Annotated in this window: 8 protein-coding genes; 4 read left to right on the top strand and 4 right to left on the bottom strand. The window is 69.2% G+C overall.

All coding sequences use genetic code 11. The features are described from left to right. The first annotated feature begins 4 nt into the window (after positions 1 to 4). The gene (locus tag AC16DP_RS27780; protein ID WP_329731520.1) at positions 5 to 373 is read left to right on the top strand and encodes a hypothetical protein; all 369 of its coding nucleotides are present in this window, start codon (positions 5 to 7) and stop codon (positions 371 to 373) included. On the opposite strand, the gene AC16DP_RS27775 is transcribed toward AC16DP_RS27780, so the two are convergent. Next, entirely contained in the window at positions 370 to 1,014 is a 645-nt protein-coding gene (locus AC16DP_RS27775) for a carbonic anhydrase (RefSeq protein WP_329731519.1), read from the bottom strand. The genes AC16DP_RS27780 and AC16DP_RS27775 overlap by 4 nt on opposite strands. Positions 1,015 to 1,144: 130 nt before the next feature. On the opposite strand from AC16DP_RS27775, the gene AC16DP_RS27770 reads away from it, so the two are divergent. Further along, positions 1,145 to 2,116, top strand: a complete 972-nt coding sequence (locus AC16DP_RS27770) for a bestrophin family protein (RefSeq protein WP_329731518.1) — start codon at positions 1,145 to 1,147, stop codon at positions 2,114 to 2,116. A gap of 449 nt (positions 2,117 to 2,565) precedes the next feature. Here AC16DP_RS27770 and AC16DP_RS27765 read toward each other — a convergent pair whose 3' ends face one another. The 3 genes from AC16DP_RS27765 to AC16DP_RS27755 all read right to left on the bottom strand — a co-directional run bounded on the left by AC16DP_RS27765 (position 2,566) and on the right by AC16DP_RS27755 (position 6,054). Next, positions 2,566 to 3,510, bottom strand: coding sequence for a hypothetical protein (locus AC16DP_RS27765; RefSeq protein WP_329731517.1), 945 nt, complete (start codon positions 3,508 to 3,510; stop codon positions 2,566 to 2,568). Continuing rightward, positions 3,507 to 4,139, bottom strand: coding sequence for a DUF6932 family protein (locus AC16DP_RS27760; RefSeq protein ID WP_329731516.1), 633 nt, complete (start codon positions 4,137 to 4,139; stop codon positions 3,507 to 3,509). Before AC16DP_RS27760 ends, AC16DP_RS27765 begins: the two co-directional genes overlap by 4 nt. A gap of 577 nt (positions 4,140 to 4,716) precedes the next feature. Then, positions 4,717 to 6,054, bottom strand: coding sequence for an MFS transporter (locus tag AC16DP_RS27755; RefSeq protein ID WP_329731515.1), 1,338 nt, complete (start codon positions 6,052 to 6,054; stop codon positions 4,717 to 4,719). Between the two features lie 303 nt (positions 6,055 to 6,357). Here AC16DP_RS27755 and AC16DP_RS27750 point away from each other — a divergent pair, with 303 nt between their 5' ends. Together AC16DP_RS27750 and AC16DP_RS27745 are read left to right on the top strand one after the other, a co-directional pair. Continuing rightward, entirely contained in the window at positions 6,358 to 9,312 is a 2,955-nt protein-coding gene (locus AC16DP_RS27750) for a serine/threonine-protein kinase (RefSeq protein ID WP_329731514.1), read from the top strand. Positions 9,313 to 9,497: 185 nt separating this feature from the next. Then, complete coding sequence (locus AC16DP_RS27745) at positions 9,498 to 11,873, top strand: WD40/YVTN/BNR-like repeat-containing protein (RefSeq protein WP_329731513.1); 2,376 nt, start codon at positions 9,498 to 9,500, stop codon at positions 11,871 to 11,873. Positions 11,874 to 11,950: the final 77 nt, after the last annotated feature.

Genomic DNA, 11,950 nt, shown 5'->3' with positions numbered 1-11,950 from the left:
CCTCATGAATACGTCGGTTCATCCCCCAGAGGTGTCTCACTTCCATCATCGCTTCGAGGGGTGGCTGGGGGATGAACTGCTGGAGGTCTTCCCCTGCTTTCTCGTCTCCTCCGCTCTCGCGAAGGCCATTGAAGAGGCAGGTCTGGTGGGTTTCAGCCTGGACGATGTCGAAGTGAGCACGTCGCCAGAGTTCCAGGAGCTATACCCTGGGCGCGCGCTACCGGAGTTCCGGTGGCTCAAGATCACGGGGAAGGACCGCGATGCCGATTTCTGCCTCACTCCGGACTCTCGATTGGAGGTCTCCAGCCGGGCGCTGAACGTCCTGAGACAATTCAAGATGGCGCAGGCGGTGATTGAAGCCACCAAGGGCTAGCGCCCGAGGCCGTCGAAGAAGTCGACATCGCCGGTGTCCAGCGAGTAGTCGGCGCCGACGACCAGCAGGCCCTCTTCCTGGATGAGCCGCTCGAGCAGTCGGCTGCCGTGGCGCAGGTGGGAGCAGGACTGCCGGACGTTGGCGCGCACGGCCTCGTGCACCAGCCGCGCCCGGTCCACGTTCGGACCCGCCGCGTGCACCACGCTCGCCACCGCCGGCCGGCACCGGTCCACGATGTCGTGGATGTTCTCCGAGGGCGATTCCACGCGGTGCTGGATGAAGTCCAGCGTCGCCTGGATGGCGCCGCAGCGCGAGTGCCCCATCACCACCACCAGGCGCGTGCCGAACGTCGCCGCCGCGAACTCCACGCTCCCCACCAGCGAGGGCGCCACCACGTTGCCCGCCACGCGGATGACGAAGAGGTCTCCCAGGCCTTGATCGAAGACGATCTCCGACGGCACCCGCGAGTCCGAGCACGAGAGGATGGTGGCGAACGGACTCTGCCCGGCCGCCAGCGCGGCCCGCTCGCCCGCCGCGTCCGGGATGCGGATGTGCTGGACGAAACGGCGGTTGCCCTCCCGCAGGCGCTGGAGCGCCTGGTCGGCGGGCAAGGGAGCCGGGGGAATGCCTGTGCTGGTCATGGCCGCGAGCCTCTCCTCCATGGGTGGGGCCGTCCACGGGAATCCGCACCCGGCGGTTGCTCGTCCGTCCCCGTCCTTGTCACGGCTCCCACGGGGACCTACCTCTGTGCGGATGCCCTCGAGTTCGAACATGGCCTCGCCTCCGCCTCCTTCGCCGGTGGCCGCCCAGCAGGCCCACTGGGCCCGGCGCTTCTGGCGGGACGCGCTCGCCTGGCATGGCACGGTGACGCCGCTCGTGATGCCGCGGGTGCTCAGCTTCGGGCTCTACGGGCTGCTCGTCGGGCTCGTGCACGAGGTGCTCGACTGGCAACCCCTGGGCAGCGGTCCGGTGCAGTTCACCGCCGCCTTCCTCGCGCTGCTGCTCGTGCTGCGCACCAACAGCGGTTACGAGCGCTGGTGGGAGGCGCGCAAGCTGTGGGGCGGCATCGTCAACCAGTCGCGCAACCTGGCCATCGCGGGGCTCACGTATGGCTCGAAAGACCCGGAGTGGCGCGAGCGCTTCGTGCGCTGGACGGCCGCCTTCTGCCACGTGTCCCGGCGCAGCCTGCGCGGCGAGCGCGAGCTGCCCGAGCTGCGCCCCCTGCTCGAGGATGACCGCGCGGTGGAGCGCATCGCCCGCGCGCAACACATGCCCACGTTCGTCGCCATGGGCATCGCCGGCCTGATTCGTGAGGCCGTCGACCACGGAGAGATGGACCCTGTCTCCCTGCTCGCCGTCGACCGCGAGCGCGCCCAGCTCATCGACCACGTGGGCGGCTGCGAGCGCATCCTCAAGACGCCCCTGCCCCAGGTTCATACGTCCAAGCTGCGGCGCTTCATCGTCCTGTACCTGCTCGCCCTGCCCATCGCCGTCGTGGGGACGTGGTGGTTCCCGGGGCTGGTGACGGCGCTCGTCGCCTACCCGCTCCTCGCCATCGATCAGATCGCCGTCGAGCTGGAGAATCCCTTCTCGCCCAAGAACCTCAGCCACCTGCCGCTGGATCCCATCTGCGACACCATCCAGGGAAACCTGCTCGCCCTGCTCGATGACGAGGAGCTCACGGCGTCACAGCCGTGGCGCCTGGAGTCGCGGATCTCCGAGCCCCGGCACACGGATGGGTAACGGCTCTGTCTTTGACCGCATGCTCCCCTCGACCGAAGAGCTCGTGGCCATTGCGCGGAGATACTGGCGGGCCGACAAGGCCTACGATGGCAGCCCCGAGCACAGAAGGCTCACCGACTTATGGGAGCACGAGTGAGCCTGAGTCCTTGCCCTGAGGCGCACGCCGACCAACCACGGGGTTCAACCCAGGAACCGTTCGACCTTACCCATTTTCCATGAGGCCCCAGGGCGCAGACTCGGGCCGTTGGTGAGAACGACAAACATTCACGGCGAGAGCATTACTCAACCCCCCAAGTGCGCCGCCGGACACGCCTTTTCAAGTTCCCCACTCCATGAGTTGGGTGAGAGCTAACGCACCGAACAAGACGCCGCAGACCCAGCGCGCTATCCGCCAAGAAAACGGCGCTTCGCCCATGGGAAGAAGCGAAGATGAGGGGGCGTCAGCGCCGTTACGGGGCCGGTTCGCCGAGGCGTTCGGGACGCAGCCACAGAAGCTGGTACGTGACCTTCGATTCTCGTCCGGGACGCTCCACTGTCGTGATGCGAAGCATGGCAGTACACGTCTCCATAAGGACGGGAGCAACCTCTGCCAACATCTTCGCATCGAGCCCGGGGGCGAGCTTTCCCTTGTAGACGAACCCGGTCTCCAGGTCCTGGAGCTCGAAGCGCCGCGACTCGCCCAGGACACCCAGGTACTTCACTCTTAGCGGCACGTCATCCACGCTCGGCGCGCCTTCGGAAAGGCGCGTGCTCGCTATGTGCAATTCATCCTGGGTGAGCTTGAGCTTGCGGGTCCGGCTCTCCATCCGAAGCGTCGCCTCACTCCTGGACAGCACCTGGACGAAATCATTCAGCGCGGTCCGGACGCGCGGCTCCAGCTCGGCGATCCGCTCGTAGAACTCCTCTTCTTCGGCTCGGAGCCCATCAATGAGCTCCGTTGTCTCATCGACTGCAGCCCGCATCTCCTCGGCGGACTCGCGCCCCTCAAGCTGCTCGAAGTGGAAACCGAAGGAGCCGCGCGCGATGTCCGTAATGTGTAACCGGAAGTCCCGGCCTCCGGGAACCGCGCCTCCTCGCCCGAGTGGGCCGTGGCGGCGCGAGGCACCAACGAGCTCCACCAGCCCCTGGAACTGAGCGATGGCAGACGCAGCGAACGAGGCATCGATCGCACGCTGACTCACAACCGGGCCGCCATCGAAGTAGACCGTGGTGCTTGCAGGCTCAAGGGAGTCCGCTTGCGACGCGCCGAGCTCCTGGAGTTCTTGATCGATGCTCTCGAGGCGCGACTGAAGGGAGATGCGCTCAATGAAATGCGCAGGCGAAAGACGCGCGAGCAACGACGCTGCCGCGGCGCGCTCTGCTTGCAGAAACTGTCTACGTGTCGCGCTGTTCACGGCCCAGGGCCCTCAGTCTTCGCCAACTTCGATGCCAATTCCTGCTGCTTCACCAAGTGCGCCTTGATGGTCTCTAGCAACTCACGTGCCGGGTCATCGTAGTCTGCGGGGAGGAGCTCCAGGCGGAGAAACCCCTTCCAGGCGTACGTGTCGCGACGGTGGGAGAACAAGCCGTACCAGTAGGTGGTGTTGTCGACGAGCACCGCCCCGTGCTCCGTCGGGTCCGTGTCGGGCGACGCAGGATAGCTCAACGGAACGGGGTAGTGGTCGCAGAAGTACGTCTTCTTGTTGTGTCCGTGATTGAAGAGCGCATTGGCGTCCTCCTCGCTGAATCCCGCTGGGACCTGGAAGAAGGTAACGACGTCGACGTCGTTGGGCTCGCGGTTGATACGCTCGACGAAGCTCCCAGTGAGCCACTGGAAGCCGACGGTGACCCCGTGCTCGCGCAGAAGCGCGCGGTAGCCAAGCAGGCCGAGAAGGATGTCGATGCGCTTCGGGGAGGTGGCGAAGCGGTTGATGATGTCCTGCCAGCTGCAGCGGTACGGCGAGCGGTTGACGTTCGTCGTGGGGTCCCGCCCTTCCCATGGCGGCAGCAGGCCATCCCACGAATGGTCCGGAATCGAAGACACGGCTCCCTCCCCTAAGTGGGCGGGACCTTACCCACATCCGGGGCGCCGAGAACAGTGAACCGTGCTGCTGGTGACCCAGGCACACATCCTGCGTCTTAGACGGTGTTGAGGAGGACCCCCACGGACAGGATCGCGGACCCCACAAGGCCCGTTCCAGCAGTGAAGGGCGGCTGGGCTATTTTCTCCTCGCCCCCAACTCACGCGGCCGGGTAGCACCACCAGCCCGCGAAGATGGGGACCGAGCGTGTGGGTCGCCAACGGCCAACCCTTCTGTCTTCGCAGTGCAGATGTCTCGTCCGCGATAGCACGCGAAAAACACCTGCGGGAGTTCGCCAGCGAGTCCTGAAAGCTCCACCGTTATCGAGTCAGTTCAACCCGCACGGCGTGAATAGATCTATCTCTATCGAGCCGTTGCGGCGCTTGGCCCGGTCCGCACGATGCGAAAAAGCCTCTGCCAGGAGCGGCTGGGCCAGTTCCCGGGGAGGCTCAGGCCATGCGATGTGCCCTCGTCTACTTGGCGGTAGAATCACTCGCGCGCTGCGTCTGGGGACCAGGCGTGGGAAATGGGCACAGCGGCTCAGTCCTTCGCCGGTCCCATCCGGCTCGCGCCCTCGCGCATCCCGTTCGCCACCTCGGGGATGATGCCCAACCGCTCGTAGATGGGCCGCACCCGCTCCCTCAGCGCCGGTAGCTTCACCCCGAACCATCCCGCCACTCCCAGGCACACCACCCCTCCCACTCCGATCGTCGCTGGCGCTCCGATCCTCGCCGCCAGCGCCCCCGCCAGCAGGCTCCCGAACGGCGCCGTTCCTATCAGCGCCATCGCGTAGAAGCTCATCACCCTCCCCCTCATCCGCTCCTCGACGATCGTCTGCAGCAGCGTGTTGCTCGCCGCCATCATCACCATCATCCCGAACCCCACCACCACCAGCAGCACCAGCGACACCGCCATCCACCTCGACACCGCGAACGCCACCAGCCCCGCTCCGAACAGCGCCCCCGCCCGCACAATCGTCTTCCCGAACCCCCTCACCGTCCTCCTCGACGCCAGGTACCCCGCACCTCCCAACGCCCCCAATCCCGAGGCCGCCATCAGGAACCCCAGCGTCGACGGGCCTCCCACCAGCACCCGCGTCGCCATCAGCGGCATCAGCACCGTGTACGACATCCCCATCACGCTCATCACCGCCAGCATCCCCAGCAGCGCTCGGATCGGCGTGAACTGGTACGCGTACCGGAACCCCTCCTTCAGCTCCTTCCACACCTGCCCGTGTGGCTCCTCCCGCGGCTTCCGCGTCAGCCGCATCGCCAGCAGCGAGGCGATCACCGCCAGGTAGCTGAAGCCATCAATCAGGAAGCACCCCCCCTCCCCCACCCACGCAATCAGCCCTCCCGCCACCGACGGGCCCAGCAGCCGCGCCGCGTTGAACATGGAGGAGTTGAGGGCAATGGCGTTCGGCAGATCCGCCCGGTCGTCCACCATCTCCACCACGAAGGCCTGCCGCCCCGGCACGTCGAAGGCGTTGATCAACCCCTGCACCAGGCACAGCACCCCCACGTGCCACACCGCGATGACTCCCGTCAGCGCCAGCACCGCCAGCGCGAAGGACTGCAGCATCGCCAGCACCTGCGTCACCACCAGCAGCCGGTGCCGGTTCCACCGGTCCACCAGCACCCCCGCCAGCGGCGCCAGCACCAACGACGGTATCTGCCCGCGGAACATCACCAGCCCCAGCAGCCACGCCGAGCCGCTCAGCCGGTACACCAGCCAGCTCGTCGCCACCCGCGTCAGCCACGTCCCCACCAGCGACACGCTCTGCCCCATGAAGAAGAGCCGGTAGTTGCGATGCGCCAGCGCCCTCAGCAGGAACCTCCACCCGCTCTCCCGCTGCCCTTCCGCTCCTCGCACCGCCATTCCCGATTCTCCTCACCCGCTGTCCGGCTCCGCCCCGCTTCTTCCCGGCCCCGAGCGAACGGCGCAACCTCTCGTTAAAAGTAGGGTCCACCGGGGCCTCCGCCCCGCCTTCCAGGCCCTCGCCAGCCTCCAGGGGCCCGCCTGTCCGGCTGCAAGACACCGTGCGCTCCTTGGGCCATGATGCATCGCGGTGTAGAAGCGAAGTCCCTCGGAAAAGTGGTTCAACTTTCTTTCTGTTTTTTCACGTTTGTAATATTCTGGCCCTGTATCGCAACGAGGGCCTGACGTCGTCAGGGGGAAGCAGTGGAGAGCCTGAAGCGGTCCCAACCGGAGCAACAGGCCGCCCTACCGGAAACGGCGGGTGAGCGGCAGCCGGACGACCGCCCGGGAGACCCCCACGACTTCGCGGAGGTGCTGGAAGAGGAGCTGGTGCGCGCCCGCGCCCGCATGTGCGAGGGCGAGACCGAGCCCACGTGCGTCGTCGGCCCACCTCCGCCCCTGCCCACCTCCGCCCCCGAGGCGCAGCCCCTGCCCCGGGGCACCTCCGTGGGCCGCTACCTCGTGCTGGAGCGCCTGGGCTCCGGCGGCATGGGCGAGGTGTACGCGGCGTTCGATCCCCAGCTCAACCGGCGGGTGGCCATCAAGCTGCTGCTGCCCGGAGGCGAGGGGCTGGACGGGGGCGAGGCGCGGATGCGGCTGATGCGCGAGGCGCAGGCCATGGCGCGCCTGTCGCACCCCAACGTGCTGCCCGTCTACGACATCGGCGAGTACGGGGACCAGGTCTTCATCGCGCTGGAGCTGGTGGAGGGCCACACGCTGCGGCAGTGGCTCAAGGAGCAGCCGCGCGGCTGGCGCGAGGTGGTGGAGGCCCTCACGCTGGCGGGCCGGGGACTGGCGGCCGCGCACGCCGCCGGGCTCGTCCACCGGGACTTCAAGCCGGACAACGTGCTGGTGGGGCGCGACGGGCGCGTGCTCGTCTTCGACTTCGGCCTCGCCTGTGAGCAGGGCACCGGCCATCCCGGCGCGCACGCCCCGGTGGACCTGGCGGACATCCTCCGCGCCGAGCTGCCCACCACTGGCGAGCCCCACTCGCTCGCCGGCCTGAACACACGCGAGCCGCCCGAGACCCCGGTGACGCGCCACGGCCACATCATGGGCACCCCGGGCTACATGGCCCCGGAGCAGTACCGCCAGGAGGCCGTCACCGCCCGCGCGGACCAGTTCGCCTTCTGCGCCACGCTCTACTACGCCCTCTACCGCGAGCACGCCTTCGCCGGCAGCGGGGCCGCCGCGCTCGCCCGCGCCACCCTCGAGGGCCGCCTGCGTCCGCCGCCCCGCGACCCGGGCGTGCCCAACTGGGTGCGGCGCGTCGTCCTCAAGGGCCTCCAGGTCCACCCCCAGGAGCGCTACGTCTCCATGCAGGCGCTGCTGGACGCGCTCCATGACGACCCGCGCGCCCGCCGCCGCCGCCAGGCCTTCGTCGCCGTGGCCGGCGCCTTCCTCGTGGCCATGGTGGCCGGCGCCGTGGGCGAGTGGCACCAGCGCCAGGGCCTCTGCCAGGGAGTGGCCGCGCGCATGGACGGCGTGTGGGACGCGCCCCGCCAGGAGGCCATGCAGCGCGCCTTCCTCGCCACCGGCGCCCCCTACGCGGCCGACACCTGGAAGGGCGTGAAGGACGCGCTCGACGCCTACGCCTCCCAGTGGGTGAAGGGCCAGCGCGTCGCGTGCGAGGCGACGAAGCTGCGCGGCGACGCCTCCGAGGAGGTGCTCGCCGCGCGCACCACCTGCCTGGAGCGCCGCCGCTCGGAGCTCAAGGCCCTCACGGACGTGCTCGCCGAGGCGGATGGCCGCGTGGTGGAGCGCGCCGTGGAGGCCGTGCGCGGCCTGTCCGAGCTCTCCCCGTGCGACACGGCGGATCCCCTCGCCTCCAGCGAGCCGCCCAGCAATCCCCAGGTGGCCGCGCGGGTGGAGGAGCTGCACACGGCGCTGGCGCGCGCCCGGGCGCTGCGCATCTCCGGCCAGTTCCCCGCGGGCCTGGAGGTGGCCGGCCCGGTGGCCCGGGAGGCGCACACCCTGGGCTACCACCCGCTGGAGGCCGAGGCCATGCTGGAGCTGGGCCAGCTGCAGGCGGGCTTCGGCCACTCCGAGGCCGAGCGCACCCTCAAGGAGGCCCTGTGGATGGCCGACGAGGTGCGGCTGGACGAGGTGCGCGCCGAGGCGCTGGTGGCCCTCACCCAGCTGGTGGCCTATGACGTCACGCGCGTGCGGGACGGCCATGACTGGTACCGCCAGGCGCGCGCCCTGCTGGTGCGCACCAAACGCGAGGGCCGCCTGCTGGCCGGACTCGAGAGCGCGCACGGACTGGTGTACGCCTCCCAGGGGGATTCGGGCGCGGCGGAGACGTCGCACCGCCACGCGCTCGCCGCGCTGGAGAAGGTGTCCTCGCCGGACAGCCCGGAGGTGGCCATGGTGCTGCGCCGGCTGGGCAACACGCTCACCACCCAGGGGCGCCACACCGAGGCGCTCGCGGTGTACCAGCGCGCCTACGAGACGTTCCGCACGGCGCTGGGCGCCGAGCACCCGCGCGTGGGCAGCTCGCTGGTGAGCCTGGGCACCACGCTCAGCGCCCTGGGCCGGCACGCCGAGGCGCTGGAGCCGCTGCGCCAGGGCTTCGCCATCGTCGACCGCGCGCTGTCCCCGCGCCATGCCTTCCGCGCCATGGCGCTGGACGCGCTGGGCGGCGCGCTGTGGCGGGACGGGAAGACGGACGAGGCGCGCCAGGTGCTCCAGCGCGCGGTGGAGGCCGCGGAGCTGGCGCGCGGGCCGGAGCACCCGGACGTGGCCGGGCCGAGCACCTCGCTGGGCCTGGTGCTGGTGGACGCCGGGCACCTCGCCGAGGCGCTGGGCCACTTCGACCGGGCGGTGCGCCTGCGCGAGCACGCCCTGGGCGCGCAGCACCCCGACCTGGCCGGGCCCCTCACCGGCCGCGGCGAGGCCCTCTTGAAGCTGGGCCGCCCCAACGAGGCGCTCGTCCCGCTGGAGCGCGCCCTGACGCTGCGCGAGACGCACACCGTGGCCCCCGTGGAGCTCGCCGAGACGCGCTTCGCCCTCGCCCGCGCGCTGGCGGACGCCCACAAGGACCCCGCGCGGGCCCGGGTGCTCGCCCAGAAGGCCGCCAGCTCCCTGCAGCAGCCCGGCACCGAGTCCCTGCGCTCCCGCATCCAGGCGTGGCTCGACACCCGGACGCCCCGCGGTTAGCCGCCTCCCCCCGCAGCCCACTGTGAGCGAGCCGTCAAACCCGGGGTCCTGGTTCCAGAGGGATTTTCCAATATCTTCCCTCTTCTCCAGCGACACGGTTCTCTCACTTGCCAAGAAGTTAGCGGCCATGAGAGAACCGCAACCCCCGGCTTGGTGGAATTCCAGGCCAGCCAAGGAGCAGTGGAATGCGTTCTCAGAAGAACTGGCGCCGGTTGTTGGCCGCGGCGATCGCCGTGACGCTCGCCCCCGTGACGTCGCTGGCCGAGGATCATGATCGGGACGACGCCAACGCCCGGCGGGAGTTCCGGGAGCAGTGGTACAACGAGGCCTACGGCAAGGCGGCGAAGAAGAAGGCGAAGAAGGACGGCCCCTGGTCCCTCCAGTTCCGCAAGTTCATGAACGAGGCGGCGCGCATCGAGCGCGAGCGCTATGCCTCGCAGCTCCCGGGCACCTCCTCCACCATCACCGCGGTGACGGACCCGAACGCCACCGTCGCCGCCACGGGCAGCACGTGGGTGAACATCGGCCCCACCAAGGCGGACTACCTGGAGAACGGCAGCTACAAGCTGACCAGGACGGACGCGGGCCGCGTGCGCAACATCATCCCCGTGCCGGGCACCACCACGCTCTACGCGGCCTTCTCGGGCGGCGGCGTGTGGAAGTCCACCAACGGCGGCACCACCTGGGCGCCCATCACCGAGACGCTGGGCAGCCTCTCCGTGGGCTCCCTGGAGATGGACCCCAACAACAGCAACACCCTGTACCTCGGCCTGGGTGATCCGTTCGACGGCACGGGCATCGGCCTGGTGAAGTCCACGGATGGCGGCGCCACGTGGATGGCCCCGGTGTACCTGGGCAACGCCACCTCCATCACCGACATCCAGGTGGTGCCGGGCAACAGCAACCTCGTGCTGGCCACCACCAACGCGGGCATCTTCCGCTCGGTGGACGCGGGCGCCACCTGGAGCCAGGTGAGCCTGGCCACCGGCTACGCGGAGACGCCGTCCGGCTGGTCCATCGCCCACGCGGGCGGCACGAAGTTCGTCGTCACGCTCGAGGCGGAGCCCTCGGCCACCAGCGGCAACTCGCAGGGCCAGGTGTGGGTGACGGCGGATGCCGGCGCCACCTGGACGCGCGCCACGGGCGTCACCTCCACGGCCGGCCTGGAGCGCATGACGGTGGCCACCGCGCCCTCCAGCCCCACCACCGTGTACGTGCTCGCCTCCAACCCGGGCGGCGACCTGGCGGACATCTTCAAGTCCACCAACGGCGGCACCAGCTTCACGGCGCTCGGCGCGGCGGCCAAGCGCTACAGCAACGGCAACACCGAGGCGCGCACCGTCAGCGCCCTCTTCAACACCCAGGGCTGGTACGATCAGATGATCGTCGTGCACCCGACCAACCCGAACCTGGTGTACTTCGGCGGCGCGCTGCACCTGGCGAAGACGACGGACGGCGGCTCCACCTACTCGCAGGTGAGCAACTGGCTGGGCCAGTTCAGCCTGCCGTACGTGCACGCGGACTTCCACGCGGCGGCCTTCGACTCCTCGGGCAAGCTGTACGTGGGCAACGACGGCGGACTGTTCGTCACGGCGGATGGCGGCACCACCTTCAGCGACGCGCTCAACGTGGGCATCGCCTCGCACCTCATCTACGACATCGGCAGCTCGGGGGGGGACCGCAACGCCGTCATCGCGGGCCTGCAGGACAACGGCACCCGCGTGCGCGTGGGCTCCACCAGCGTGTACAACCAGGAGCTCGGCGGCGACGGCTTCGACTGTGAGATCCACGCCACCAACGGCAAGCTGATGCTGGGCACGCTGTACTACGCCCGCATCTACAAGAGCACCGACGGCGGCCTGAACTGGGCCTCGGCGAGCACCGGCATCACCGAGAGCAACAACAGCTCCTCGGCGCCCTTCAACACCGTGCTGGCCAAGTGGGATGGAGACCCGACGGGCAACACCGTCTTCACCTACTCGAACACCAAGGTGTACAAGTCCACCAACTTCGCGGGCTCGTGGAGCGCGCTGGGCACCACCGGTCTGCCCGCCGGCATCTTCATCCGCGGCGTGGGCGCGGCCAAGAGCAACGGGAGCATCATCGGCATCGTCGCCAGCGGCGGCCGCGTGTTCCTCACCAACAACGGCGGCACCAGCTGGACGCAGGCCGGCGTGCTGCCCAACAACGGGCTGAGCACCAGCAGCATCGCGTTCGACCCGACCAACCCCAACACGCTGTACGTGACGTCGGTGGCGCCGGACGCGACCAAGGCCCACACCTGGAAGTCCACGGACTTCGGCGCCACCTTCACGGCCATCGAGAACGGCCTGCCCGCGGGCGTGCCGGTGAACCAGATCTCCGTGGACCCGGGCAGCAACACCACGCTGTACGCCGCCACGCACCTGGGCGTGTACCGCTCCACCGACGCGGGCGCTTCCTGGACGCGCTTCGGCACGGGCATGCCGCTGGTGAACGTGACGGACGTCGAGATCCTCCCGGACTCGAGCCTGGTGCGCGCCGCCACCTTCGGCCGCTCCGTGTGGGAGCTCACGCCGTAAGTTGAAGCCTCACGCGCAGCTGAAGTGACAGAGGGGTCCGGGCCACACAGCCCGGGCCCCTTCTGCTTTCTCCCAGA

Source organism: Archangium sp. (genome assembly GCF_057119385.1).
This window is presented reverse-complemented; position numbering and strand designations above follow the sequence as displayed.

What these genes read in the sequence shown, in the direction of transcription:
- AC16DP_RS27745 (WP_329731513.1), top strand. Translation starts at nt 9,498, where the DNA reads ATGCGTTCTCAGAAGAACTGGCGCCGGTTGTTGGCCGCGGCGATCGCC.
- AC16DP_RS27755 (WP_329731515.1), bottom strand. Translation starts at nt 6,054, where the DNA reads ATGGCGGTGCGAGGAGCGGAAGGGCAGCGGGAGAGCGGGTGGAGGTTC.
- AC16DP_RS27770 (WP_329731518.1), top strand. Translation starts at nt 1,145, where the DNA reads ATGGCCTCGCCTCCGCCTCCTTCGCCGGTGGCCGCCCAGCAGGCCCAC.
- AC16DP_RS27780 (WP_329731520.1), top strand. Translation starts at nt 5, where the DNA reads ATGAATACGTCGGTTCATCCCCCAGAGGTGTCTCACTTCCATCATCGC.
- AC16DP_RS27775 (WP_329731519.1), bottom strand. Translation starts at nt 1,014, where the DNA reads ATGACCAGCACAGGCATTCCCCCGGCTCCCTTGCCCGCCGACCAGGCG.